This window comes from Catenulispora pinistramenti, from assembly GCF_018274385.1.
GTDB lineage: Bacteria > Actinomycetota > Actinomycetes > Streptomycetales > Catenulisporaceae > Catenulispora > Catenulispora pinistramenti.
Map to the genome: position 1 here is coordinate 1 of NZ_JAAFYZ010000153.1, position 26,550 is coordinate 26,550.

At 71.5% G+C, this 26,550-nt stretch carries 21 protein-coding genes and 1 rRNA gene; 8 read left to right on the forward strand and 14 right to left on the reverse strand.

Annotated features, from left to right (window positions below):
* Positions 1-10 precede the first annotated feature (10 nt).
* From pruA to KGQ19_RS33190, 4 genes are all read right to left on the reverse strand, one after another.
* Positions 11-1,690, reverse strand: coding sequence for an L-glutamate gamma-semialdehyde dehydrogenase (gene pruA / locus KGQ19_RS33175; RefSeq protein WP_212016640.1), 1,680 nt, complete (start codon positions 1,688-1,690; stop codon positions 11-13).
* Positions 1,691-1,755: 65 nt separating this feature from the next.
* The gene (locus KGQ19_RS33180; protein WP_212016642.1) at positions 1,756-2,451 is read right to left on the reverse strand and encodes an HAD family hydrolase; all 696 of its coding nucleotides are present in this window, start codon (positions 2,449-2,451) and stop codon (positions 1,756-1,758) included.
* Positions 2,452-2,508: 57 nt separating this feature from the next.
* Entirely contained in the window at positions 2,509-3,003 is a 495-nt protein-coding gene (locus KGQ19_RS33185) for a DUF6912 family protein (protein ID WP_212016644.1), read from the reverse strand.
* A gap of 75 nt (positions 3,004-3,078) precedes the next feature.
* Positions 3,079-4,074, reverse strand: coding sequence for a patatin-like phospholipase family protein (locus KGQ19_RS33190; RefSeq protein WP_212016646.1), 996 nt, complete (start codon positions 4,072-4,074; stop codon positions 3,079-3,081).
* 161 nt (positions 4,075-4,235) lie between these two features.
* Here KGQ19_RS33190 and KGQ19_RS33195 point away from each other — a divergent pair, with 161 nt between their 5' ends.
* Positions 4,236-6,044: a bifunctional lysylphosphatidylglycerol flippase/synthetase MprF gene (locus KGQ19_RS33195; RefSeq protein WP_212016648.1), complete on the forward strand. Its 1,809-nt coding sequence runs from the start codon at positions 4,236-4,238 to the stop codon at positions 6,042-6,044.
* Between the two features lie 17 nt (positions 6,045-6,061).
* Here the strand turns inward: KGQ19_RS33195 and KGQ19_RS52170 are convergent, their stop codons facing one another.
* Positions 6,062-6,817: an Rv3235 family protein gene (locus KGQ19_RS52170; RefSeq protein ID WP_212016650.1), complete on the reverse strand. Its 756-nt coding sequence runs from the start codon at positions 6,815-6,817 to the stop codon at positions 6,062-6,064.
* Between the two features lie 126 nt (positions 6,818-6,943).
* Positions 6,944-9,736, reverse strand: coding sequence for a preprotein translocase subunit SecA (secA, locus tag KGQ19_RS33205; protein ID WP_230419836.1), 2,793 nt, complete (start codon positions 9,734-9,736; stop codon positions 6,944-6,946).
* A gap of 171 nt (positions 9,737-9,907) precedes the next feature.
* Here secA and KGQ19_RS33210 point away from each other — a divergent pair, with 171 nt between their 5' ends.
* Together KGQ19_RS33210 and KGQ19_RS33215 are read left to right on the forward strand one after the other, a co-directional pair.
* Entirely contained in the window at positions 9,908-10,537 is a 630-nt protein-coding gene (locus KGQ19_RS33210; protein ID WP_212016654.1) for a GNAT family N-acetyltransferase, read from the forward strand.
* Between the two features lie 66 nt (positions 10,538-10,603).
* On the forward strand, positions 10,604-11,836 hold the full coding sequence (locus KGQ19_RS33215; RefSeq protein WP_413562895.1) for a winged helix-turn-helix domain-containing protein: 1,233 nt from the start codon (positions 10,604-10,606) through the stop codon (positions 11,834-11,836).
* 66 nt (positions 11,837-11,902) lie between these two features.
* On the opposite strand, the gene KGQ19_RS33220 is transcribed toward KGQ19_RS33215, so the two are convergent.
* From KGQ19_RS33220 to mtrA, 7 genes are all read right to left on the reverse strand, one after another.
* Positions 11,903-12,730 carry a hypothetical protein gene (locus KGQ19_RS33220; protein ID WP_212016658.1) on the reverse strand — a complete coding sequence of 276 codons (828 nt, stop codon included), beginning with the start codon at positions 12,728-12,730 and terminating at the stop codon, positions 11,903-11,905.
* A 48-nt stretch (positions 12,731-12,778) separates the two neighbouring features.
* Entirely contained in the window at positions 12,779-13,495 is a 717-nt protein-coding gene (locus tag KGQ19_RS33225) for a response regulator (RefSeq protein WP_230421968.1), read from the reverse strand.
* Between the two features lie 124 nt (positions 13,496-13,619).
* Positions 13,620-14,333: a ribosome hibernation-promoting factor, HPF/YfiA family gene (hpf, locus tag KGQ19_RS33230; protein WP_212016662.1), complete on the reverse strand. Its 714-nt coding sequence runs from the start codon at positions 14,331-14,333 to the stop codon at positions 13,620-13,622.
* 578 nt (positions 14,334-14,911) lie between these two features.
* A complete protein-coding gene (locus tag KGQ19_RS33235; RefSeq protein WP_212016664.1) occupies positions 14,912-15,634 on the reverse strand; it encodes a ComF family protein in 723 nt (240 codons plus the stop codon).
* Positions 15,635-15,728: 94 nt separating this feature from the next.
* Complete coding sequence (locus KGQ19_RS33240; protein WP_212016666.1) at positions 15,729-17,744, reverse strand: LpqB family beta-propeller domain-containing protein; 2,016 nt, start codon at positions 17,742-17,744, stop codon at positions 15,729-15,731.
* Positions 17,744-19,591, reverse strand: a complete 1,848-nt coding sequence (mtrB, locus tag KGQ19_RS33245) for an MtrAB system histidine kinase MtrB (protein ID WP_212016668.1) — start codon at positions 19,589-19,591, stop codon at positions 17,744-17,746. The genes KGQ19_RS33240 and mtrB overlap by 1 nt, the downstream gene beginning before the upstream one ends.
* Before the next feature lie 12 nt (positions 19,592-19,603).
* On the reverse strand, positions 19,604-20,281 hold the full coding sequence (gene mtrA / locus KGQ19_RS33250) for an MtrAB system response regulator MtrA (RefSeq protein ID WP_194894868.1): 678 nt from the start codon (positions 20,279-20,281) through the stop codon (positions 19,604-19,606).
* 171 nt (positions 20,282-20,452) lie between these two features.
* On the opposite strand from mtrA, the gene KGQ19_RS33255 reads away from it, so the two are divergent.
* The 5 genes from KGQ19_RS33255 to KGQ19_RS33275 all read left to right on the forward strand — a co-directional run bounded on the left by KGQ19_RS33255 (position 20,453) and on the right by KGQ19_RS33275 (position 26,004).
* Positions 20,453-21,472 (forward strand): DUF7847 domain-containing protein, encoded by a 1,020-nt coding sequence (locus KGQ19_RS33255; protein ID WP_212016670.1) that lies wholly within the window; start codon positions 20,453-20,455, stop codon positions 21,470-21,472.
* 35 nt (positions 21,473-21,507) lie between these two features.
* Entirely contained in the window at positions 21,508-22,164 is a 657-nt protein-coding gene (locus KGQ19_RS52175) for a DUF4129 domain-containing protein (protein WP_212016672.1), read from the forward strand.
* On the forward strand, positions 22,161-23,291 hold the full coding sequence (locus KGQ19_RS33265; protein ID WP_212016674.1) for a DUF4350 domain-containing protein: 1,131 nt from the start codon (positions 22,161-22,163) through the stop codon (positions 23,289-23,291). Before KGQ19_RS52175 ends, KGQ19_RS33265 begins: the two co-directional genes overlap by 4 nt.
* A gap of 17 nt (positions 23,292-23,308) precedes the next feature.
* Positions 23,309-24,478 (forward strand): AAA family ATPase, encoded by a 1,170-nt coding sequence (locus KGQ19_RS33270; RefSeq protein ID WP_230419833.1) that lies wholly within the window; start codon positions 23,309-23,311, stop codon positions 24,476-24,478.
* Between the two features lie 146 nt (positions 24,479-24,624).
* Complete coding sequence (locus tag KGQ19_RS33275; RefSeq protein WP_212016676.1) at positions 24,625-26,004, forward strand: DUF58 domain-containing protein; 1,380 nt, start codon at positions 24,625-24,627, stop codon at positions 26,002-26,004.
* A 443-nt stretch (positions 26,005-26,447) separates the two neighbouring features.
* On the opposite strand, the gene rrf is transcribed toward KGQ19_RS33275, so the two are convergent.
* Positions 26,448-26,550, reverse strand: a 5S ribosomal RNA gene (gene rrf / locus KGQ19_RS33280); the annotation flags it as partial.

The following is a 26,550-nucleotide window of genomic DNA, read 5'->3' on the forward strand; positions in this document are numbered from 1 at the left end:
CCGCCCACCCCTAACCCATAGACGGATACCGATACTCCGTCGGCGGCACAAACGTCTCCTTGATCGAGCGCGTCGAGGTCCAGCGCAGCAGGTTCTGCGGCGACCCGGCCTTGTCGTTGGTCCCGGAGGCCTTGGAACCGCCGAAGGGCTGCTGCCCGACCACCGCGCCGGTGGGCTTGTCGTTGACGTAGAAGTTGCCGGCGGCGAAGCGCAGCACGCTCATCGCCTCGGCGACGGCGGCGCGGTCCTGGGCGATGATCGCGCCGGTGAGGGCGTAGCCGGTGGCGCTTTCGACGCCGTGCAGCACCCGGTCGTAGTCGGCGTCGTCGTACACGTACACCGACAGCAGGGGGCCGAAGTACTCGGTGGAGAAGATCTCGTGCTCGGGGTTCGAGCACACCATCACCGTCGGCCGCACGAAGTAGCCGATCGAGTCGTCCGCGGTGCCGCCGGCGACGATGCGGATGCTGTCGTCGCTGTGTGCGATGTCCAGGACCCGGCGGTGCTTGGCGAACGCCCGGGCGTCGATGACCGCGCCGAGGAAGTTCGACAGGTCCGTGGGATCGCCCATGCTCAGGCCGTCGACCTCGGCGGCGAACTCCTCGCGCAGCCCCGCGGCCCCCTTCCCCGCTCCGTCCCACAGCGAGCGGGGGATGTAGGCGCGGGAGGCCGCTGAGCACTTCTGGCCCTGATATTCGAACGCGCCGCGGGTCAGGGCGGTCTTCAGCGTCGCCGGGTCGGCGCTGGGGTGGGCCAGCACGAAGTCCTTGCCGCCGGTCTCGCCGACGATGCGCGGATAGGCGCGGTAGGCCGCGATGTTCTCCCCGACCGTGCGCCACAGGTGCTGGAAGGTCGGGGTCGAGCCGGTGAAGTGGATGCCGGCCAGGTGTGGATCGGCCAGCACCACCTCGGAGACCGCCAGGCCGTCGCCGGGGAGCATGTTGATCACGCCGGGCGGCAGGCCCGCGGCTTCCAGCAGGCGCATGGTGAAGTGCGCGGCCAGCTGCTGGGTCGGCGACGGCTTCCAGATCACCGTGTTGCCCATCAGCGCCGGGGCGGTCGGCAGGTTGCCGGCGATCGCGGTGAAGTTGAAGGGCGTGATCGCGTAGACGAAGCCGTCCAGCGGCCGGTGGTCGGTGCGGTTCCAGACACCCGGAGCGTTCTCCGGCGGCTGCTCGGCCAGGATCTGCCGCGCGAACCCGACGTTGAAGCGCCAGAAGTCGATCAGCTCGCAGGCGCTGTCGATCTCGGCCTGCACCGCGGTCTTGGACTGGCCGAGCATGGTCGCCGCGTTCAGGGTGGCCCGCCACGGACCGGAGAGCAGGTCGGCGGCCCGGAGCAGGATCGCGGCCCGGTCGTCGAAGGAGAACGCGCGCCAGGCCGGGGCCGCCTCCCGGGCCGCCGCGACGGCCGCGCGGGCGTCGTCCTGGGTGGCGTTGCGCAGGGTGCCCAGGACGGCCTGGTGGTTGTGCGGCTGGACCACGTCGATCGGCTCACCGCCGCCGGGCCGCTGGACGCCGCCGACGGTCGCGGTGAGGTCGTGCCGCTGCCCGGCCAGCTGGGCCAGCCGCGCGGTCAGCGCGGCCCGTTCCGGGCTCCCGGGCGCGTAGCCGAGCACCGACTCGTTATACGGAACGGGGACGTTCGTGACGCCGGTGACGTGCTGCTTCTCGTTCGCATGCGCGGCCATGTCCGCATCCCATCGCGGCCCGGAACAGGGCGCCACACCATTGCGCCGATCGACGTACGCCCGGCTCAGCCCGCTTCGGCCCCGGCCGCACCCGCCACGACCTCGTCGATCATCGCCACCGCCGCGGCCAGACTGTCCGCGATCGGCACCCCGGCCGTCCGCAGGGACGGCACGGCCGCGAAACCGCCGGAGTACAGGATCGCGTGCGCACCGACGCTGGCGGCGGCGGCCGCGTCATCCGGCGAGTCCCCGATCAGCACCACCCGCGCCGGATCCACGCCCAACCGGCCGAGGTGGTCCTGCAGGTGCAGCCCCTTGCGCGCCGGCCGCGGCGGCCTGGTCCCCTGCACCAGCTCGAAGTACCGGTCGATCCCGTGGTGCCGCACCACCGGGACCAGCTTGTCGTCGTGGTACATCGACAGCAGCGACTGCGAGTGCCCCCGCCCGGACCACTCCCGGAACAGATCCGGCAGCCCGTCGGACAGCCGCGCCTGGCGCTCGTAGGCCACGTAGTACTTGTGGAAGGTGGCGTCCAGCGCCTCCCACTCCTCGTCGCCCGGCTCGTGCCCGAGGATGTCCGCGTAGAAGGCGCGGATCGGCATCTTGATCTGCGTCCGGTACTGGTCGGCCGTTATCGGCGGCAGCCCGTGGTCGGTGAACGAGTCGTTCGTGGAGCGCAGGATGATCTCGAAGTCGTTCAGGACGGTGCCGTTCCAGTCCCAGACGAGGTGCAGCGGCTGTTGATTCTTCGGCACGGTCACCCGGACAGGCTATCGACGGACGCCAACGGATTTCGCGATCAGCGGGTGAAGCCCCGGTTACCCCAACAGGTCCGGAAGTTCCTGCGTCGCATACCAAAGCAGCTCGTGGTCGTCGATGCCGTCGACGGTGAACGAGGCGTCCTCGTCCCCGGCGTCGGCGGCGCCGAGCAGGACCACGGCCAGCGCCACCTCGTCGAGGACCGCCGGGTCGTCGACGTGCAGGGAGGCCACCCAGGAGAGGGGGACCTCGGCGGTGACGCGGACCAGGCCGGGTTCGGGGCCGTCGAGGACCGGGGCGGCGTGGGCGTCCGGGACCTCGGCGGCGACCACGACCCGGCGGCGGGGGGCCTCCGGGGTGGCGGACAGGAGCCGCAGGGAGGCGCGTGCGGCATCGGTGAGGGCGGCGTACTCCAGTTCCTCGCTGTCCCCTTCGGTGTACCACTCGCGCAGGGCCGGGGTGACCGCGTACGCCGTCAGCGGCGCGGGGGTGAGGCGGCCCGTCTTGTGGAGCTCGGCGAGCACTGACAGGGTCGCGGGAAGGTAGACGCGCATTGCGCCATTATCCCCTCCGGGGGTGCGCTGGGGCGCGCCACGCCGGGAGCGCTATAGCGAAGTTCTGCAGAGGCTCTACGCGGGGGCGCGCTGTGCGGCGATCTGCTCGCGGGTAGTGCGCATCGCGGTCTCCAGGACCTGCGGGCGGCGGTCTCCGTCCATCACGTTGGGGCCGATGGCGTCGTAGTCGTCGGCCGTGGGGCAGAACACGATGACCTTGGTGCCGTCGGCGCGGACCAGCTGCGCCTCCATCAGCATCCGCCGTGTCACGGCTCTCCTATAGCGGCGCTCGACCCGTTCCATGACCCTTTGCGGCGGCCCGTTGAACCCGCGGATCGCCATCGGGGCCAGGACGTAGAGCTCGTCCAGCGGCGGCTCGCCGATCTCCTGGAAGTTCTGCTGGTCGGCCACGTCCACGTTGGTCGCGGACCACATGCCGCCGTCCACGTAGCGGCGGCCGTCGATGATGATCGGGGCGAACCAGCCGGGGATCGCGCAGGAGGCGGTCACGGCTTCGGCCAGCGTGGTGCGCGGCGCCCGGGGGCTGCCGAAGGTCACCCGCTCGCCGGTGGTGAAGTCCAGTGCGACGATCCGCAGCGCCTTGTGCGGCGACCAGCCGTCGGCGTCCCCGGGCAGGCCTTGGACCAGCTCGCCGACGCCGCCGAGCGAGCCGCGGCCGGGCGGCATGGCCGCGGCCATCACCGCGGTCGGGGGCACTGAGCGGGGGTGGCGCGCGGTGCGGGCCAGCAGCGGTCCGGAGCCCAGGCGCAGCTTGGGGCGCTCCGGGTGGGCGCCGCCGGCCGCGGTGGCGTAGTCGAACACCACGCCGTTGAGCGGGCCCTGCGCTATCCGGCCGGTGAGCTGGTGCTCGTACAGGACCTCCGGGGTGGCACCGGCCCCGAGCAGCGCGGCCACGACCGAGCCGGCGGAGGTCCCGACAATCATCTCGGCCTTGCGCGGGTCCCAGTCCACCGCCTCGCTGAGCACGGCCAGCGCGCCCACCATCCAGGCCGCCCCGAGCATGCCGCCGCCGCCCAGGACCAGACCACGCCGCACTGCCGTGGAGGCCATGTCGTCTCTCCCCTCGGGAGTGATCCGTCTCCTCGACTGTAACGGGCGTTTGTGCGCAGCACCCCCTCATTCGCACCGCCGAAAGTCGGATACACGGGGGTTACTAACGGGAATAACGTGACAGGCGGGAGCTGTTCGTATGTCACGGGAGGTACGTGCCCATGGCTGACCGAGACGGAAGCGAGGCGCCGGTCCCTGAGGATCGGCTCACGGTATGGCCGTTGGCCGCGCTGGTACTGGCCGCGGCGGCCACACTGTTCGGGTACGCGGGCGCGGACAGCCCACCGTCATGGCTCACCAGGACGGTCATCGTCATCGTCGGCACCACCCCCTCCGGCGGCCACGCGGTGCACATCGGGCTGGCTCTCCTCCTGCTCGCGCGCGGCCTATATGTGCGCCGTCGCATGGCGCTCTATCTGACCTCTGCCGCGGTGGTGTGGTCGACGGCGATGTCGGTGATCACCTGGGACCAGCCGTGGCGGCTGCTGCCGATGGCGGCGTTCGCCGGGGCCCTGTGGGGGGCGCGGGTGCGGTTCACCGCCCTGCCGGACGCCGCGCGCGTCCACACAGCCCTGCACATGGTGCTCGGGTTCGGCGTCCTCGCGGTCGTGGTGGGCGGCGGCGGGATCTTCCTGCAGCGGGACCGGCTCAGCTCCTCCCTCACCCCGGTCGGGCTGGGACGGGAACTGCTCGACGGCCTCACGGCGAACCCCGGGCCGATGACGATGGAGGGCCGCTCGTGGTTCCTCCACGGGCTTTCCCTCCTAGGCGGGATCACGCTGCTCCTGGTGCTGATGTCCCTGTTGGCGCCGGCCCGAGCCCCGCTTCCGGGGACCGACGCCGAGCGGGACCGGGTGCGGCGGCTCGTGCAGCATCCGGACTCGGACACGCTGGCCCCGTTCGCGCTCCGTCACGACAAGTCCTACGTCTTCTCCCCCGACGGCCGCGCCGCGATCGGCTACCGGGTGTTCCTGGGCACCGCGGTGGTCGGCGGCGACCCGATCGGGGCGGCCGACGCGCAGGAGGCGGCGATCGGCGAGTTCCTGGCCCTGTGCCGGAGCCGCGGATGGCGGCCGACGGTTCTCGGCGCGCGCGAGGCGCTCCTGCCGCTGTGGAAGGCGCACGGGATGCGGCGCGCGATCAGCATCGGGGACGAGGTCATGCTGCCCGTGGCCGGGTTCTCGCTGGAGGGGCGGTCGATCCGCAACGTCCGGCAGGCGGTGCAGCGGACCCACAAGGCCGGGATCACCACCCGGGTGCTGCGCGAGACGGCGCTGGACGAGGAGTCGGCCGACCAGCTGCTCGGCATCCACCAGCGCTGGCTCAAAGGGCACGCCGAGCACGGCTTCGCGATGAACCTGGACGCCATCACCTCCGCCCGGCACCCCGACGCGCTGCTGATCGTCGCCTACACCCCCGACGGCCGCGCGGTCGGTTTCCAGCGCTACCACCCGATCGGCTCCGACCGGCCCTCCGGCCACCCCACGGCGCTGTCGCTGGACGTGATGCCGCGCGACCCGCAGAGCCCGAACGGGGTGAACGAGCGGCTGATCGTGGACCTGGTGGCCTGGGCCCGCGAGCGGGGCATCGATGAGATCTCGCTGAACTTCGCGGCGTTCCGCCCGATCATGGACGCCGGCAGCCACCGCAGCCCGCTGCAAAGCGCGGCGTACCGCGCGATCCACCTGCTGGACCCGTGGATCATGCTGGAGTCGCTGTACCGGTTCAACGCCAAGTTCCGCCCCGGCTGGCAGCCCCGCTCGGTGATGTTCCGCTCCTGGGGCGAGGTCGGCTGGCTCGCGGCCTCGGCGCTGGCGATGGAGTTCTCGCTGCCGCTGGACCGGCAGCGGGTGGCACCGGCCGGCGCGCGGGTGCGCGGCGGACGGCACGCGCAGGAGCAGCTGCCGGAGGACGCCGGGATCGGGGACGAGGACGCTGTCGGAGGACCGGTGCGGCGGCATGTCGGGTAGCCGACAGCCCTGAAACGTCAGCCGGGCTGGAGTGCGGTGCAGCGCCAGCGCGCGTCCTCGGCCCGGTCGAAGCGCAGGGCGACGGCGCGGGTGCGGGCACCGTCGCGCAGAAGGGCTAAGGCTTCGACACCGTCGCCGCTTTCGGACAGCCGGACCGACTTCAGGGACGCGGTGCGGGCGTAGCGCGGGGTGCGGAGTTTGCCGCGGACTTCGGGAGCGGTCCAGGACGCGGCGTGGGTGGCGGTGCGGCGCCCGACCATGACCTCGACCAGGACGCCTACCAGGGCTCTGACTTCGTTGTAAGCCTTCTGCGGTGGCGTGCGGCGCGGGGCCGGCGCCGGTTGGGCCTGGACGGGCAGCACCGCGGGCCGGCGCTCGGCGAGCTCCACCCGGGACAAGGCGCGGGCGAGCGCGCCGGTCGGCGGATCGGGCAGCGGGGTCGGACAGGCCATGACCACGCCTGCCCGCACGACCGAAAGCAGCAATCCGGGACGGGGCTCGCGGCCGCTGCCAGACAGGGGGCGCCACACTTTGCCGTACTCCGACGACCAGGCATCGACCGCCCACGGCACGCTCCGGCCGTCCCCCGGTTCCTCAGGCAGCTCGTCGCCGAGCCCGACTGGCCAGTCGTTGTAGGGGGCGAACACCCCCGGGTCGATCTCCACCTCGGCGACCGCGTCCACCCACACCGCGATGCCCGGGAAGTCTGGCCTGTTATCATGCCGCCACCGCGCGGCGACCTCGGCCGTCCCGACCGCCCGAACCGGCACCACGATCTACCGCCTCCCCCGTCACCCGAGAACTGAGGCTCCAGCAGATCACAGGGGTATGCGAAACGGCTGACTTCCCGGGGAAAGTCAGCCGTTCGGCCCAGCTGGTTCGCCGGTGTCGCCTCCGCGTCAGCGCTTCTTCCGCTTACCGGAGGAGCGGCGGCGCGGGGTCTCGTCCTCGGCCGGCGCCTGGTCGACCTGGGCGTCGGGGTCGCCGTAGTCCACCGCGAAGGGGACCTCGCGCTGCAGGACGCCGCCCTCGCCGTCGACCGTGGGGGCCGTGTAGCTCAGGTGGGCCGGGCGCTGGGGCGCGTCCAGACCCTTGGCGAGCAGCTGCGGGGCACCGGGGATCGCGTCCTGGACCCCGTTCTGGCCGGCGCCCAGGGCGTTCGCGGTGGCGGCGGCCTGAGCCTGCGCCTCCGGGTCCTGGTTCACGGCCTCGACCTCGACCTTGAGGTTGAACAGGTAGCCGACGGACTCCTCCTTGATGGCGTCCATCATGGCGTTGAACATCGCGTAGCCCTCGCGCTGGTACTCGACCAGCGGGTCGCGCTGGGCCATGGCGCGCAGGCCGATGCCCTCCTGCAGGTAGTCCATCTCGTACAGGTGCTCGCGCCACTTGCGGTCCAGGACCGAGAGCACCACGCGGCGCTCCAGCTCGCGGGTGATCTGCTCGCCGAGCTGTTCCTCGCGCTTGTCGTAGCCGCTGCGGATGTCGGCGGTCAGCTCATCGACCAGGATGTCGCGGGTGATCTTGTCGGCACCGTCGGCCGCGTCCTCGATCTCCTCGACGGTCACGGAGATCGGGTACAGCGTCTCCAGCGCCGTCCACAGCTTCTCCAGGTCCCACTCTTCGGAGTAACCCTCGGCGGTCGCGGCGTCCACGTAGCCGGCGATGGTGTCGTCCATCATCAGCCGGACCTGGTCCTCCAGGTCCGCGCCGTCCAGCACCTGGCGGCGCTCTTCGTAGACCACCAGACGCTGGCGGTTCAGGACCTCGTCGTACTTCAGGACGTTCTTGCGGATCTCGAAGTTCTGCTGCTCGATCTGGGTCTGCGCGCTGGCGATCGCCCGGGTCACCATCTTGTGCTCGATCGGCACGTCCTGCGGGACGTTGGCCATCGACAGCACCCGCTCGACCATGCCGGCCTTGAACATGCGCATCAGGTCGTCGCCCAGCGAGAGGTAGAACCGGGTCTCGCCGGGGTCGCCCTGGCGGCCGGCGCGACCGCGCAGCTGGTTGTCGATGCGGCGGGACTCGTGGCGCTCGGTGCCCAGCACGTACAGCCCGCCGAGCTCCTGGACCTCGTCGTGCTCGGCCTTCACCTTGCGCTTGGCGTCCTCCAGCGCGGCCGGCAGCGAGGCCGTCCACTCATCCGGATTCTCCTCCGGGCTCAGGTTGCGCTGCCGCAGCGTGGCGTCGGCCAGGTCGTCCGGGTTGCCGCCGAGCTGGATGTCGGTACCGCGGCCGGCCATGTTGGTGGCCACGGTGACCGCGCCCTTACGCCCGGCCTGGGCCACGATCGCCGCCTCGCGCTCGTGGTACTTGGCGTTGAGCACCTCGTGCGGGACGCCGCGCTTGCGGAGCATGCTGGAGAGCCGCTCGGACTTCTCCACCGAGGTCGTGCCGACCAGGATCGGCTGGCCGAGGGCGCTGCGCTCGGCGATGTCGTCGACGACCGCCTCGAACTTCGCCTCCTCGGAGACGTAGATCAGGTCCTGCTGGTCCTTGCGGACCAGCGGCTTGTTCGTCGGGATCGGCACCACGCCCAGCTTGTAGATCTGCTGGAACTCCGCGGCCTCGGTCATCGCGGTACCGGTCATGCCGGCCAGCTTGTCGTAGAGCCGGAAGTAGTTCTGCAGCGTGATCGTGGCGAGCGTCTGGTTCTCGTCCTTGATCTCGACGCCTTCCTTGGCCTCGATCGCCTGGTGCATGCCCTCGTTGTAGCGGCGGCCGGCCAGGATACGGCCGGTGTGCTCGTCGACGATCATGACTTCGCCGTTCATCACGACGTAGTCCTTGTCCTTCTTGAACAACTCCTTGGCCTTGATGGCGTTGTTCAGGTAGCCGACCAGCGGGGTGTTCACCGACTCGTAGAGGTTGTCGATGCCGAGCAGGTCCTCGACCCGCTCCACGCCGCGCTCCAGGATGCCGACGGTGCGCTTCTTCTCGTCGACCTCGTAGTCGACGTCGGGCGCCAGGCGCTCGAGGATCTTGGCGAAGTCGGTGTACCACTTGGTGGCCTGGTCCGCCGGACCGGAGATGATCAGCGGCGTGCGGGCCTCGTCGATGAGGATCGAGTCGACCTCGTCGACGCAGGCGAAGAAGTGGCCGCGCTGCACCATCTCGTCGCGCGACCACGCCATGTTGTCGCGCAGGTAGTCGAAGCCGAACTCGTTGTTGGTGCCGTAGGTGATGTCGCAGTTGTACTGCTCGCGGCGCTCGGCCGGCGTCATGTTCGCCAGGATCACGCCGACGTTCAGGCCCAGGAACCGGTGCACCCGGCCCATCCACGACGAGTCGCGCTCGGCCAGGTAGTCGTTGGTGGTGACGATGTGCACGCCCTTGCCGGCCAACGCGTTCAGGTACGCCGGCAGCGTGCCGACCAGCGTCTTGCCCTCGCCGGTGCGCATCTCCGCGATGTTGCCCAGGTGCAGGGCGGCACCGCCCATCAGCTGGACGCGGTAGTGCGTCTGGCCAAGGGTGCGGGTGGCCGCCTCGCGGACCACCGCGAAGGCCTCCGGCATCAGGTCGTCCAGGGTCTCGCCCTCTTCCAGGCGGGCCCGGAAATCGTCGGTCTGAGCGCGCAGTTCGTCGTCGCTCATCTGGACGTAATCGTCCTTGATCTCCTCGATGAGGTCGGCGATGGCCTCCAGGCGGCGCAGGATCTTCCCCTCGCCGGCCCGCAAGACCCTGTCCATCAGACGCGCCACGGCAGACAACTCCTCGATTACGGGCTCGGGCAGACAGGGATGTGCCCCGCCTTTTCCAACATGTTATGCGACGGCCGGTGCTCCAAGGGAAGAGCACGGCGTACCGATCATCGGCATATTGCCTGGAGATCACGGATCCGGCTCGCCTACGGTGGGGCGATGGACACACCGGAAACGCGCGAGCGCCTTGAGCCGGTTCCCGTACCGGATCACATTCTCGCTGCTCCGCCGCTGCCCCAGGGGCCTTTGCAGACCGCCCGGCTGTTGCTGCGGCCCTGGCGGGAGGCGGAGATCCCGGACGTGTTCAGGATCTGCCAGGACCCGGAAGTCCAACGCTGGACCACGGTGCCCACCCCTTATCGGATGAAGGACGCGGAGTGGTTCGTGCGCGATCACACACCGCGCGGCTTCCACACCGGGGACGAGGCGACGTTCGGCGTGTTCGTCCAGGGCACCGGCGAGACGGCCGGGGCGATCGGGCTCGGTGCGATCACCCGGTCCACCGCGGCCTGCGGGGTACGCACCGCCGAACTCGGCTACTGGGCCAACCCCGAGACGCGCGGTCGCGGATACATCACGGAGGGTGTGCGCGAGGTGGTGCGCTGGGGGTTCGAGGTGGCGCGGCTCGGGCGGATCACGTGGCAGGCCTTCGACGGGAACGTGCCGTCGCGCCGGGTGATCGAGAAGGTGGGGTTCACGATCATCGGGCGGCAGCGCGGATCGCATGAGCACCGCGGGGTGGTCCGGGACATGTGGCTGGCCGACATCCTGCCCGGGGAACTGCGATAGACCTCTCCCCCGCCGCTCTGGGCGGTTGAACAGCCGCCCCCGCGGATCGTCGCCGGTCACGCGGACTTGTCGGCGCCGACCGCTAGCGTGGCGAGGGTGACGTCCGCTACCGCACCCGCACCGCGCGCCGAACTGTCCGCCGCCGAGGCCCGCCGCCTGGCCCTGCACGCGCAGGGGATGATCGGCGCGCCGGATCGGCGCAGCGGGGTCGAGGGCGTGCTGCGCGACCTCGGGGAAGTGCAGCTGGACACCATCAGTGTGCTGGCCCGCTCGCACGAGCTGGTGCCGTACGCGCGCCTCGGCGCGGTCGGACGCGAGGCCGTGGAGAAGGCGTACTGGAACCACGAGCCGCACGGGGCCTCGACCTTCGAGTACTGGGCCCACGCCGCCTGCATCCTGCCGGTCGAGCAGTGGCCGACGTTCGCCTACCGCCGCGCCCACTTCCGCGACCGGGCCAGCGGCGGCTGGGGCATGCCGACCACGCGCGAGGCCGAGGCACTGGTGCTGGGCAAGCTGCGGGACGAGGGGCCGTGCATGACCTCGGATTTCGGCGGGGCGCGCAAGAGCGCGGAGTGGTGGGACTGGTCGGACACCAAAGTCGCGGTCGAGAAGCTGCTGGCGACCGGGGACGTGGTCTGCGTCGAGCGGCGCGGCTGGCGGCGGGTGTACGACCTGCCGGAGCGCGCGCTGCCCAAGAACGTGCTGGACGCGGCCGAGCCGACCCGCGAGGAGTCGCACATCAGCCTGCTGGCCCTGGCCGGACGCCGGCTCGGGGTCGGCACCATAGGAGACCTCGCCGACTACTACCGGCTGAAGATCCCCGATGCCAAGCCCCTGATGGACCAGACCGGCCTGGTCCCGGTGACCGTGCGCGGCTGGACCCAGCCGGCCTGGGCCGACCCCGCGGCGCTGGAACTCCTGGCCGCCGGCGGCCCACGAGGCCGACACCGGACCACCCTGCTGTCCCCCTTCGACTCGCTGATCTGGGAACGCGACCGCATGGAGCGGATCTTCGGCATGGTGCACCGCATCGAGGCCTACACCCCGGCCGCGAAGCGGGTCCACGGATACTTCGCGATGCCGCTGCTGGCCGGCGGCAAACTCCTCGGGCGCGTGGACCCCAAGCGCGAGGGGAAGACGCTGGTCGCCCGGAAGGTATCGCTGGCAACGGCGGCCGCGGTGCAGCCGATGGCCGAGGCGCTGCGGGAGGCGGCGACCTGGGTGGGATGCGAGAGCGTCGCGGTGGAGCAGGTGACGCCGGTGGAACTGGCTGAGCCGCTGCGAGCTTCGCTCGGCTGAGCCCTGATTCAGAGCCAATCAGTGCTGATACTCACGCCAGCTTCAGCACACCCGAAACCCGGCGCGCTATCGCCACAGCGCCTGTGGCGGCGCGCCGAACCACCCGGCCAGTACCTCGGCATCGTCGGTTCGCAGGCCGGCGCGCCAGTCGACGAGTTCCAGTCCGCGCGCCCGTAGCAGGGTGCCGAAGGCGGTGGCGGTCTGGGCGCTGCCGATGCCGGTGCGGTGGAGGGCGGCCACCGTGATGCGGCTCGCGGTGTCGACCAGGCCGTAGACGTGGACGCCGTCGGCGACCGACAGGGCGTAGCCGCCCTGGACCACGCCGCGGCCCTCGATGCCGACCGGGCGGACGAAGTGGGTGGTGGTGCCCAGGCCCGCCGCCAGGTCCTCGACCGTGAAGGTGACGCCGGCCAGTGGTTCGGCCGGGGTGGTGCGCAAATGGAGTTCGGTGAAGCCGGGGCCGGAGCGGAATTCGGTCTGGATGCGGCGGATCGCCTTCAGGTTCTCGGTGACCGCGTCCGCGCCGGAGGGGGCGACCAATTCCACGTCACGCCACAGGTCGTCCTTGATCAGCAGGACCGAGCGGCCGTCGAGCGGGCCGGCGATGTCCGGGAGGCGGTCGCTGATGCTGGACATGCTGAAGTGGATGTCGCGGGCCGGCAGCATCTCCACCCGCGGCTCCTGCTCGACCCGGCGCAGGGTGAGCTCCAGCTCGCCGATCAGCTCGTACTCCTCGCGGAAGGCCGGTTCGGCGCGGACCACGCGCCAGACGTGGTCCGCGGCCTCGAGCAGCTGCGTGCCGTCGAACGTCGGGGGCAGTTCCCGGGAGGGCACCACCGTGCGCGCTATCACCCCGCCGTCCGCGGCGTCCCGCAGCGTCACGGATATGTCCATGGTCCCGAACCTACGCGGGGAACGTCCTGCGATGTCAAGCTGCGTACCTTAGGTGATCTCAAGTAGTTTCTCGCGCACCGCGTAGACCACGGCTTCCATGCGCGAGTGCAGGTTCAGCTTCTCCAGGATGTTGCGGACGTGGTTCTTCACCGTGTTCTCGGTGATGAACAGCTCCTTGGCGATCTCCCGGTTGTTGCGCCCGGTGGCCACCAGTTTGAGGACTTCCATCTCCCGGTCGGTGAGCTTCGGCCCCGTGGGGGCGGCCGGGGCCGGCTCGGGGCCGGCGTCCGCGCCGCGGGCCAGGGCCGCGAAGCCGGTCAGCAGCTTCGCCGCCATCGACGGCGTGACCTGCGACTCGCCCCGCTGGACGGCGCGCAGCGCGTCCGGGATGGTGTGCGGCAACACGCTCTTGAGCAGGTAGCCGGACGCCCCGGACTTCACCGCCTCGTAGAGATCGCTCTCCTCGTCGCTGGAGGTCAGCATGATGACCTTGACGTCCGGGACCGAGCGCTTGATCGCCGCACACGCCGCCAGACCGTCGGTGTCGGGCATCCGGACGTCCAGGATCACCACGTCCGGGGTCAGCTCCTCGGCCTTGTGCACGGCCTCGGCGCCGTCCGACGCCTCGCCGACCACCTCGATGTCATCCTCGGTATCGAGGACGACGGCCAAGCCTCGGCGCAGGAGAGTGTGGTCGTCGGCTATGAGGACTCTTATGGCTTCCGACACAGAACCATGATGACACCTCAAGTGGACAACGAACATTACCCATCTGGGTGATCGTTGAACCTGCCGGACACTCGCGGAGCCGGGGCGACCGGCTCCGCGAAGGAGTCCTCTGAGATCAGAGCCCTGCCAGGGGCGTGCCGAGGCGGGAAAACCCCGACAATCAGTGCCGCGCGCCGGCCATCCGGTCCGAGGGCGACGAGCCGTTGATCATCGGCTCGGTCATCTCCTCGCCGGGTTCCAGCCGGATCACGCCGTAGTCGTACGCGCGCCGCCGGTACACCACCGCCGGCAGGCTGGAGTCCTTGTCCACGTAGAGGTAGAAGTCGTGGCCGACCAGTTCCATCTCGTACAGCGCCTGGTCCAGCGTCATCGGGGCCGCGGTGTGGGTCTTCTCGCGCACCACCATCGGGCCGTCGTTCGAGGGGCCGGACATGCCGTACGGCTCCAGGTCCACCTCGGGGTTGTCGCCGGCGGCGCCGTCGGCCGTCAGCAACGGCTCGGTGCCCGGCGGCAGGTCCGCCATCGGCGGGAGGTGCTTGATGGACTCGGCGATCGCCTTGCGGTTGCGGTGGATTTTGCGCCGGTCCTTGACCTTGCGCAGCTGCGTCTGGAGCTTGGCCGCGGCCAGATCGAGTGCCGAATACGGGTCGCCGGCACAGGCCTCGGCCCGGATCACCGGGGCCCGGGGGCAGTCCAGCGTCAGCTCGATCCGGTCCTTCTGCTCCGCCTGCCGGGGGTTCTTCTCCTCACCCAGCACGACGGTGAGGCTGATGGCCTTGCCATCCATCTCCTCGACCTTGGCCAACTTCTCCATCACGTGCCGACGGAACCTGTCGGTCACCTCGTGGTGGCGGCTCTTGACGACGATGTCCACGCGCGTTCTCCCATCTCGCGTTCGATCTCGGCCGGGCTCACGGCTCCGGCATTCGGCGTCGGGTGAAATCTGGACCAGCGGCGCCTCCGCGAAGTGATCGGGGACTGCTCTTGTATTGATCGATTCCTGTGTGGATCGATGCTTGTGGATGGGTTGCCCTGTGCCTGGGGACCGCTTGTCGGTCCGCCCTTGTAGATCTCCAACGTACGCCCGGTCCACTTGGTGCCCGATATCCCGAGTGGAGAAAGTTACGCCCGGGGCCGGAACCGACTGGAACCGTCGGGGATACGGCCGGGACGTGAGATGTGCCGGGAGGAAAAGGCCGTCCGAGGATGGCGGATGATGGCGGGCCGCCTGCTACCGGTGGCCGAGTATTTGCGTGATGATGCGCATCGTGCCTGCTCACTCTCGCGGGCCAGTGCCTATGGCTGAAAGCTAGCCCCGGTTCGCGCCCGACGGAAGGGGCCGGAGGCGGCGTTGGACCGTTCGAGTGATCGGAACGGTGTTCGACCGGGGTTTGTGTGCGGTTTCGTGGTGATTCCTCGGCAGTTCACGCAGTGAGACGGATCGCGGACCGGTCAGGCACGTACCCGGGCCGCGGCGATCGTCGCCGCCCCGAGCACCGGGACCCCGACCACCCGCAACGCCCGCGCCGCCTCGGCCAGACTGGCGCCGCTGGTGCTGATGTCGTCGACCAGGACCACACTGGAAGCGGCGACGGCGGAAATACGACGCGCCCGCAAAGCTCCCGACAGGTTTTGCCGGCGCTGATCGTGGGACAGCCCGGCCTGGTCCTCGACGGCGCGGGCGTGACACAGCGCGGGCACCGCGTGGACCGGGACTCCGACCTCGCGCAGCGTCCGGGCCGCGGTCCTGGCCAGCCGGGCCGTGGTGTCCGCGCCGCGCTCGCGCACCGCTTTGCGCTGAGACGGCATCGGGACCAGGGCGACCCGCCGGTCGGCCCGACCCCCGCCGGCCGCGGGGAACGTGTGCGCGTCGTCGAGAGTCTGCGCGACGGCCCGCGCGAGCGCCCGACCCAGCACCCGGCGCAGATCGGTGCGGCCGCGTTCCTTGTAGCCGATGAGCATCGTCCGTACCGGATCCTCGTACCGGGACACCGCGTGTGTGCGCGGCGTACCGGGGACGGCCGCCAGCGTGCGCCACGGTCCGCCATCGGCCAACAGGTCGTCACAGCCCGGGCACAGCGGCTCTCCGGAGGGTTGCGGACGCCCGCAGCCGCCGCAGTCGCGCTCGGCGGCCAGGTCCAGCAGGGCGGCCCAGAGCGGGCGGACGAGCGGCATCGGACCCCCGGGTCGTGCGTGATCGGAACGTGGCGGAATTATCCGCTATGCCCGATCCCCGGCGCCACCGGAGGCCGCCGCGACCTCCGCGTGATCAGCTCGGGAGCTGCGTCGCCGTCACCGGGCTCCACCCGAGTTCCTGGAAGCTGTCCGAACCGCCGCTCCGCTTGAAGTACGAATACCAGGAGTTCGGGTCCGTGGGCCCGGGCGCGTCGCTGAACGTCCACATCGCCGAGCCGCGCCCGTTGTTGTTGTTGCCGATCGCCGCGCCGACCCGCTGGGTGACGGGCTGGGCGTCTTCGGGGTCGAGGATCGTCGAGTCCTGCGAACCGTCCAGGTACACCTTGTAGAGCTTCTGCGTGCTCGAGTTGGTCTGCACACCCAGCAGCACCACGGTGCGGCCGTCGGCCCAGGAGGCGTCGAAGACGGTCTGCAGGGCGTCCGAATCCCCGGGGAGGTCCCCGGTCTGCGAGGAACCCTGAAGGAGCTGGAACTCGGTGGCGTTGTCCAGGCTCGGCAGGTCGGCGGAGCGGTCGATGGTCACCATCATCGCCGGCTGCGGGCTGCTCGCGGCCGCCGGGTTGGGGGCGTTCTGCCCGCTCACCACGACCGCGCGCAGGCCGTCCGGCGAGGGCTTGAAACGGACCACGTGCTGACCGGGAACGAGCACCGGCTGCGGCGAGTCCCCGGGGGCCTGCACCCGGTACAGGTTGTCGTCGTCGACCACCCACAGCGATCCGTCGAGCGGGTCCCACTCCAGGTCGGTCACCTTCGCCGGGTCGACGGCGTCGTACCAGACCCGCTGGTCGGTGGTCTTGTCGTCGAGCACCACGACGTCGCCGTTCGTCTCGACCACCGCCACGTCGGTCGTGGCCTTCGGATCCTTGATGTCCGAGGAGTCGGGGGCCACCTTCACCGCGATCGGCGAGTTCTTCTGCGGGTTCACGCCGGCCATGGCGACCACCGACTGCGGCTTCGCGCCGTTGGTCGGGCAGGCGGCCGTCGCGTTGGAGGCAGGGGAGAGCGTCCGGTAGACGATCGAGGCGACCGCGCCGTTCTGGCCCTCCGGGCACAGCCAGTACACCGTCGGCGAGGGTGTCTGCGCCTGGACGACGGTCTCCGGCTTGCAGGTACTGCCACAGCCGGCGTAGGTGACGCGCAGCTGGGTCAGCGGGGTCGCGGAGAGCAGTTGCTGGGTCTCCGAGGCGTTCTGGAAGGTCAGGTAGAGGGCCCGCTGCACGTCGGTGATGTCCGGCATGCCGCCGTGCGGGACCGCGAGGGTCACCGTGGCCACACCGTCGGGGTCGAGGGTGACCGGGCTCGCCAGGCTCAGCAGCGAGTTCTGGCCGGGGTACCGGCCCTGCAGGACCGCGCGCGCCAGCGCGTCATAGGTGTAGTCGACCTTGCCGGAGGCCTGGGTCAGATACACCTGGTCCATCTGCTCGGCCGTCTGGTCGTGCGTGGGCAGGTAGACCGGCAGCGCCGACTGGTAGGTCTGATAGGCCCGCTTGAACGCGTCGGCGCTGATCATCCGGGAGTCCGGCGCCGATTCGATCCGCCAGCCGGTGGTGGCGCCGAAGTACTTCACGGTGAAGGTCTGGGTGACCGACCCCGTCTGGTACTTGAAGAAGCCGAACGGGTCGATCTGGGCGTACTGGGTGCCGGTCACGCTGACCGTCTGTTCCGCACCGACGGCCGGGGTCGCGGTGGCGGCCGCCGCCGGATGCACGCCGTGGTCGGGATCGGGCGGCGGATCGGGGACCGCACCCTGGTAGTTGACGATCTTCGTCGTGGTGACCCAGCCCCGGGTGGAGCCCGGAGGCACCATCTGGTTGCGGGCCTCGGGGGTCAAGAACTCCTGGGCGACGCTGAAGGTGGGGTCCTGCTGGTCACCGGTCAGCGCCTGCAGGAAGCTGTTCACCAGCTGTTCCGGCGTCATCCCGGGCGTGGGTTCGCGGGCCAGGATGACGACGTTGTTGCGGCTCTGGTTCAGCGGCGCCGAGCGGACCTCGCCCTTGGACGGCGGCCCGGCGCACGCCGCGGTCCCGGCCGCGGCGGCCAGGGCCAGCAGGCCGGCGGCCCAGCGGGCCATCCGGTTCGGCGCGGACATCAGCGCTCCCTGAGTCTGTCGGCACCGTGGCCGGTGAGCCCGGTGAGGTCTGGACCGTCATGGCGCGGGGTGACCGCGGCGGCGCCCTCGGCGGCCAGCCGCGCGGCCTCGGCCTGGCGCTTGTGGTGCCGGGAGTCGTCCGGCTCCAGCGGTATCGGCGAGCGCACCAGCTCCAGCCCGGCGGTGCGGGGCAGCGTCAGCCGGAACTGCGAGCCGCCGCCGGGCTCGCCCCAGGCCTGCAGCCAGCCGTGGTGCAGGTGCGCGTCCTCCAACGAGATGGCCAGGCCCAGACCGGTGCCGCCGGTGGTGCGGGCCCGGGCCGGGTCGGCGCGCCAGAACCGGCCGAACACCAGCGAGGACTCGCCGGGCTTGAGGCCCACGCCGTAGTCGCGCACCGCGACCGCGACCGCGTCGCCGGCCGCCGCGACCTTGATCACCACCGGCCGGCCCTCGCTGTGCTCTATGGAGTTGACCACCAGGTTGCGCAGGATCCGCTCGATGCGGCGCGGGTCGATCTCGGCCACGCACGGCGTGTCCGGGGCCACTATCCGCACGTCCGAGCCCTTGCGCTCAGCCAGCACCGCGCTGCTGTCGACCACCCGGTGGACCAGCAGCCGCAGGTCCACCGGCTCGGCGTCCAGCACCGCGGCCCCGGCGTCGAACCGGCTGATCTCCAGCAGGTCGCCGAGCAGTTCCTCGAACCGGTCCAGCTGGGTCTGGAGCAGTTCGGCCGAGCGCGCCGTGGGGCCGCTGAAGTCCTCGCGGGCGTCGTGCAGGACGTCAGCGGCCATCCGGACCGTGGTCAGCGGGGTGCGCAACTCGTGCGAGACGTCAGAGACAAACCGGCGCTGGACCCGCGAGAGCTCTTCCAGCTTGCGGATCTGCCGCTGCAGGTTGCCGGCCATGGTGTTGAACGCGGTCGCCAGCCGGGCCAGATCGTCCTCGCCGCGCACCCGCATCCGCTCGTCGAACCGGCCGTCGGCCAGCCGCTCGGCGATCCCGGCGGCCTGCCGGACCGGGGTGACCACCAGGCGGGTGACGAACCAGGCCACCCCGGCCAGGGCCAGCACCAGCACCGCGCCGGCGATCGCGATCATCTCGTTGTCGAAGCTGAGCGCCTGGCTCTCGGTGGTGAACGGGAACGCGTAGTAGAGCTGGACCGTGCCGCTGCTGCCGCCGCCGTTCTGCTGCGGCAGCTGGAACTGCGCGCCGTAGAGCAGGCCGGGGGTCCGGTGGTCGATCACCTCGGCGCCGGACGGGGCGTCGGACAGGGCGGTCACGTCGTTGCCGGCCGTCTGCACCCCGTATTCCAGCTCGGTGGTCTGGAACTTGACCGCGAACGTCGGGGAGCCGTAGTCCATCAGCTGGGTCCGCAGACTCGGCGAAATGCTCTGATGCTGGATGCCGCCGCAGGTGTAGCCGGCGACCGGTACCGACGGGACGTCCGACATCAGCATCACCTGGTAGGTGTCGCTGTTGGACCCGCTGCACAGGTTCCGGACCATGTCGTACAGGCTGCTGACCCAGGCCGCCCCGCTGCCGTCGCGCTGGACCGGGGTACCGCTCGCGGCGCCCTGGCGGAAGGTCTCGGCGTCCAAGGCGATGGAGGCGGCGGCCTCGTTGAACCCGCTGCTGGCCATGGCGACCGACGAGCTCTCCTTGGCGTGGACCAGACCGTCGCGGATCTTGCTGTTCAGCACCCAGCCCAGGGCGAAGGCGATGACGAAGGACAGCAGCAGGGTCAGCGACACCACGCGCAACTGCAGCGAGCCGCGCCAGGTCCCGGGCAGTTCCAGGACGGCGCGGCCGAACCGCCGGGCACCGCCCGTGAACTTCGAGACCCGCATTTACATCCTCGTTTAAGCCGGACCGGCCTTGTAACCGACTCCGCGCACCGTGACCACGATCTCCGGGTTCTCCGGGTCGACCTCGATCTTGCTGCGCAGCCGCTGCACGTGCACGTTCACCAGCCGGGTGTCCGCGGCGTGCCGGTAGCCCCAGACCTGCTCCAGCAGCACCTCGCGGGTGAACACCTGCCAGGGCTTGCGGGCCAGCGCGACCAGCAGGTCGAACTCCAGCGGGGTGAGCGGGATCTGCCGGCCGTCGCGCTTGACCGAGTGCCCGGCCACGTCGATCGACAGGTCGCCGATGGCCAGCGTCTCCGGCTTGGGCTCGTCGGCCCGGCGCAGCCGGGCCCGGACCCGCGCCACCAGCTCCTTGACCTTGAACGGCTTGATCACGTAGTCGTCGGCGCCGGACTCCAGCCCGACCACCACGTCCACGGTGTCGCTCTTGGCGGTGAGCATGATGATCGGCACCCCGGACTCGCCGCGGATCAGCCGGCACACATCGATGCCGTCCCGACCGGGCAACATCAAGTCCAGCAGCACCAGATCCGGCTTGAAGTCGCGGAACACCTGCAGGGCCCGGTCACCATCGGCGACGGACGTGGTCTCGAAACCCTCTCCGCGCAGGGCGATGCCCAGCATCTCGGACAGGGCTATGTCATCGTCGACGATGAGGACACGACCTTTCATGCGGACTATCGTCGCATTACTTTCTGCTTTTGGTGAATCCCCGGTGCCACTGAGAAGGATCACGGGTGTTGGTGCGGGGGTGGCGCCGTCCTCCACGATCCCTGCATGCTGGGGTGCACACTCCCGGCGACGAGCCGGTCCGCGCCCCAGGAAGAAGCGTCCCCGCAGACCATGAGCCAGCCCACAGGGCCCGCGTCGCCCGCCGGAGTAGTCCCGCTGCGCCCTTTGCAAGCCGGGGAAATCCTCGACGGCGCGGTGACCGCTATGCGCGCCCATCCCGGCGTCATGCTCGGGCTGTCCGCACTCGTGGTCACGCTGGGACAGGTCGTCGCGATCCCGCTGGACTATGTGTATCTGCGATTCCTGGCCGGACTGGTCGACGACAACACCACGCTGGGCAGCGGGAACGGGATCAACGATCTGGCGCTGCTGCGGCCCGGTGTCCTGCTGAACGCGCTCGTCGTCTCGCTGCTGGTCGGGCTGCTGACCACCGCGGTGTCCCGGGCGGCATTGGGCCGGCCGGTGACGCTGGCCGAGGTATGGCGGCTGACCCGGCCGCGGCTGCTCCGGCTGGTCGGGCTGGCGCTGGTGATCTTCATCGTCCTGTTCGGGGCGCTGGCCCTCGGGATGGTCCCCGGGCTGCTGCTGGCCGCCGCCGGAAGCCAGGCCGCCGGCCTGGTGCTGCTGGTCGGGATCGGTGCCGGGGCCGCGCTGGCCGTCAACCGCTGGGTGGCGTGGTCGCTGGCCGCGGCCGCGCTGGTGCTGGAGGACCAGCCGGTGCGGCGGGCGCTGAAGCGGTCCTCCACGCTGGTCAGCGGCGGCTGGTGGCGGGTCCTGGGGATCTCGCTGCTGGCGCTGCTGGTGTCCGAGGTGGTGGCGGGGGTGCTGTCGGTGGTCCAGCAGGCGGTCATGGGCTCGAACCTGAGCCCGGTCGCCGACAACGGGGACGGCACGTTCTCCGGACACCACGTGTCCTTGCTGTACGTGTTCCTCGGGGCGTTGTTCTCGGCGGCGGTGCAGTCGGTGGTCTCGCCGTTCGCGGCGTCAGTGATGGCTTTGCAGTATCTGGACCGGCGGATGCGGCGCGAGGGCTGGGACATCCAGCTGGCGCTGAATGCGCGGCGGCAACGGGATGGGTCGGCGACTACCGGTGCCGGCGGGCCGGAGCCGGGGAACGGCCCGACCGCGTGACGGATCCGGGGTCCCCGGTTACGCCGCCGCCCGGCGTGCCGATCACCGTGGGCCGGGACGAGGCCCGCCGCGCTGCCGCGGACGAGCTGGCCAAGCCGGTCTACGCGCACGCCAGGCCCTCGCTCACCCGGCGGGCCCTGGACTGGATCGGGCACGAGCTGAGCACCCTGTGGCACAAGGCGTTCGGCACCGGGGCCGGGAGCGAGCGCGATGGCTGGACGGCCGTGCTGATCGTTCTGGTGCTGGTCGGGGTGACGCTGCTGGTGATCCGGAAGCGCTACGGGCCGGTCCGGCGGCAGGTCGCGGCCGATCGGGCGCTGTTCGACGCGGAAGCCCCGCTGGACGCGGCCGGGTACCGGCGGGCCGCCGAGGAGCACGCGGCCGGCGGGCGGTGGGCCGAGGCGGTGCGGGCCCGGCTGCGGGCGGTGATCGCGGCGCTGGAGGAACGAGCCGTGCTGGATCCCCGGCCGGGGCGGACCGCCGACGTGGCGGCGCGGGAGGCCGGGGCGCTGCTGCCGGACCAGGCGCCGGCGCTGCTCGGCGCGGCGCAGGTATTCGACGACATTTGGTACGGGCAGGCGGCGGCCGGGCCGGACGACTATCGGCGGCTGGTGGCCGTGGACGAGGCGGTCGCGGCGGCGCGGGTGCGGGTCGGCGGCTCGGTCGGCGGCTCGGCCGGTGGTCCCCGATGACGAAGCTGCGGGCCTGGCGCTGGCCGCTGGCCGCCCTCGTCGTGCTGCTGGCCGGGGCGTTCGCGGCGGCCCTGGCCTTCGGCGGCAACGACGGCGGCACCCTGGACCCCGACTCCGCCTCACCGGACGGCGGCCGCGCCCTGGCCACGCTGCTGCGGGACCGGGGCGTCACGGTCACGCCGGTGCGGACCACCGCGGACGTGCTGACCACCGTGCAGGCCGCGCGGAGCGGGGCGACGCTGCTGGTCACCGACCCGGGGCTGCTGACCCGGTTCCAGCTGGACACCGTGGCGGCGACGCCGGTGGCGCGGCTCGTGGTGGTGCAGCCGGACCCGGAGTCGACGGAGTTGCTGACCACCGAGGCCGCGCTGGTGTCCCCGTCGCCCGAGGGCGCGAAGCTGGTCGATCCCGGGTGCCCGGACGCCGACGCGAGGGCCGCCGGCAACGCCGACATCGGCGACGGCGAGGTCTTCAGCGGCGTCCCCACCGGCTGCTACCCGCTGGCCGGCGGCGACGCGCTGGTGACGACCGCCGGGCCGGCGTCGAACGACACGGTGCTGGTCGGCAGCCGCACCCCGTTCCGCAACGACGGGCTCGCCGACCACGGCAACGCGGCCCTGGCGCTGCGGCTGCTCGGCAAGCACCCGACGGTCGTGTGGTACCTGCCGGACGAAGCGGACCCGGCGGCGGCGTCCGGGCAGAAGAGCTTCACCGACGTGCTGCCGGCCGGCTGGCGCTGGGGCGCCCTGACGATGGTGCTGGCGATCGGCCTGCTGGCCCTGTGGCAGGCCCGGCGCCTCGGCCCGGTCGTCAGCGAGCGGATGCCGGTGGCGGTGCGCGCGGCGGAGACGGTGGAAGGACGTGCACGGCTCTACGAGCGCGGCCGAGTGACGGACCGCGCCGCCGGGGCCCTGCGCGAGGCCACGAGAGCCCGGCTGGCGGCCCGGCTCGGGCTGCCGCGGATGGCGGCGGCCGGGGACGTCGCGGCGGCGATCGCGGCCCGCGGCGGGCCCCCGACGGCCGACGCGCTGGCGGTACTGGCGGGTCCGGTGCCCGCCGACGACGCGGGGCTGGTGGGATTGGCTTCGGCGCTGGACCGGCTGGAAGCCGAGGTCGGGCGGCTGTGATGAGACGGGAGAGTGGGATGGCGCAGCAGGGCTCGGACGGTGGTGCGGGTGCGGGTGATGATTTGGGCGCCGGCCTGGCGGTCGATGGGCTGAGGGACGGCTCGGCGGTCGGCGGGCAAGCGGCCGGTAGTCGGGCAGTCGGCGGCCCGGCAGTCAGCAGCCCGGCGGGATCCGGCGACGACGGCTCGGCTGGCGGATCCGACATCGCCAGCCCGGCGACCGGCTCCCCCATCGACCCGGCGACCGCCCGCACCGCGCTCCTGGCCGTCCGCACCGAGGTCGCCAAGGCCGTGGTCGGCCAGGACTCCGCGGTCACCGGCCTGGTGATCGCGCTGCTCTCCGGCGGCCACGTGCTCTTGGAAGGCGTCCCGGGCGTCGCGAAGACCCTGCTGGTGCGCTCGCTGGCGGCCGCGCTGGCGCTGGACTCCAAGCGCGTGCAGTTCACCCCGGACCTGATGCCCGGCGACGTGACCGGCTCAGCGGTCTTCGACAGCCGCACCGCCGAGTTCTCCTTCCGCGAGGGTCCGGTGTTCACCAACCTGCTGCTGGCCGACGAGATCAACCGCACGCCGCCGAAGACACAGGCCTCGCTGCTGGAGGCGATGGAGGAGCGGCAGGTCACCGTGGACGGCCGGCCCCGGCCGCTGCCCGAGGTGTTCCTGGTCGCCGCGACGCAGAACCCGGTCGAGTTCGAAGGCACGTACCCGCTGCCGGAGGCCCAGCTGGACCGGTTCCTGCTGAAGCTGGTGCTGCCGGTGCCCGGCCGCGACGAGGAGATCGGGATCCTGGAGCGGCACGCGAGCGGTTTCGACCCGCGCGACCTGGACGCCGCCGGCATCCGGCCGGTCGCGGGCCGGGCCGAGCTGGCCGCCGCCCGCGCCGCCGCGCGTCAGGTCACTGTCAGCCGCGACGTGCTGGGCTACATCGCCGACCTGGCGCGGGCCACGCGCGTCTCGCCGTCGCTGGCGCTGGGCGTCTCGCCGCGTGGCGCGACGGCTTTGCTGAGCACGGCGCGGTCGTGGGCGTGGCTCGCCGGGCGCGGCTACGTCACGCCGGATGACGTGCAGGCGCTGGCGAAGCCGACGCTGCGGCACCGGGTGCGGCTGCGCGCCGAGGCCGAGATGGAGGGCGGGACCGCCGACGGGGTGCTGGACGCCGTGCTGGGCGCGGTTCCGGTGCCTCGGTAGGGCGGGGCGGGTGGTGCGGTGGTGATGATCGTTCGGGTGGCATCAGTGATGTGGGTGCGGGTTCGGATTCAGGTTCGGGCGATGGCTGCGGCGCGGGTGCCGCGGGGCCGGTATCAGGCGTCGGATGTACCGCACGAGGCGCTGTCATGGCCCTGACCTGGCGGGCCGGAGCCCTGGCCGCCCTCGGCGCGGTGTTCGTCGGCTTGGTGCTGCCCTCGTGGATCGGGATCGCGGTGGTCGTGGCGGTCATCGCGGTCGGGGTGGCGGTCGACGTCGTCCTGGCCGGCCCGGTCCGCACGCTCACGTTCGCCCGCAGCGGCGACACGACGGTGCGGCTCGGGGCGACGGCCCGGGTGCGGCTGGTCGTCACCAACCCCTCCGCGCGGCCGGTCCGGGCCCTGATCCGCGACGCGTGGCCGCCCTCGGCCGGGTTGCGGGGAACCGCCGGGTCGCCACCGGCGAACCGGTTGGCCGACCCCACGATCGTGCAGCCCCGCCACGCCGTCACGATCCCGGCCGGAGAGCGTCGGCGCATCGAGTCCGTGCTGGTGCCGACTCGGCGCGGCGACCGGCAGGCCGAGCACGTCAGTGTCCGTTCCTTCGGGCCGCTGGGCCTGGCCGCGCGGCAGCGGACGATGCAGAGCCCGTGGCGCGTCCGCGTCCTCCCGCCGTTCCTGTCCCGCCGCCACCTGCCCTCACGCCTGGCGCGCCTGCGGGAGCTCGACGGCCGCACCTCGCTGCTGGTCCGCGGACAGGGCACGGAGTTCGACTCGCTGCGCGACTACACGATCGGCGACGACATCCGCTCCATCGACTGGCGCGCCACCGCCCGCCGCCACATCGGCGACCACTACGACGTCGTGGTCCGCACCTGGCGCCCCGAGCGCGACCGCTCGATCCTGATCGTCCTGGACACCAGCCGCACCGCCGCCGGCCGCATCGGCACCGAGGACCTGGGCACCGACGGCGTCCGCCTCGACGCGGCCCTGGACGCGGCCCTCCTCCTGACCGCCCTGGCCCTGCGCGCGGGCGACCGCGTAGACCTCCTCGCCTACGACCGCCGCATCCGCACCGCGGTCACCCGAGCCCCCGCCAGCCAAACCCTGGCCCAGGTGACGGACGCCATGGCCACCCTGGAGCCGGAACTGGTCGAACTCGACGCCCGAGGCCTGGTCACCACGGTCCTGAACCGCGCACCCCAGCGCTCCCTGGTGGTCCTCCTGACCAGCCTGGACTCAGCCCCGATGGCCGAAGGCCTCCTCCCGGTCATCAACCGCCTCACCACCCGCCACGAAGTAGTGGTCGCCTCAGTCGCCGACCCCCGCATCGAGCAGATGGCCCAGGGCCGCACCACCGCCACAGCAATCTACGAAGCAGCCTCCGCCGAACGCGCCCGAGCCGAACGCCGGCACGTCGCCGATCTCCTGGCCAAACACCGCGTGAGGGTCGTCGACCAGCCGCCGGCCCTCATCGCCCCGGCACTGGCCGACGCTTACCTGGCGCTGAAGGCAGCCGGGCGGTTGTAGGGCGAGATCGCCGGGCACGCCCGCAAGCTGGTGAGCAGAGCGCAGAGAGCTGCGAACGGAGCAGGCCTCCAGTGAGCTCTCCGGCGACAAGCAAACCGGGATTCCTCCGCGACAGCGAGCTCGCGCCAAGCCTGAAAGTCGAGCACCTGGTCAGCATGGCCCGCACCAGAAACCAGGCCTTGCGAAGACACCCGAAGGTCCAGCGCAAGGTCAGCATGGCCGGCACCGGAAACCAGGCATGCGAACCCGAGCGACACCCTCGGCAGTGCGACAGCAGCCGATCGCCTCGCAGCCGTACCGACCTCGCCGAAAGCGGCGCCACCGCCCAGGCAGCCTCCCAGAGCCGGCCGCGGGATTGGTCGACAGGATCGGCAGCCGACATAGTTCCGGGAAACGCAGTAGGCCCCCGACAGAAACCCGTCGGGGGCCTACTGGCAAATTTAGTCCGGCCGCGTCCTACTCTCCCACCAGGTCCCCCTGGCAGTACCATCGGCGCTGGCGGGCTTAGCTTCCGGGTTCGGAATGGGACCGGGCGTTTCCCCACCG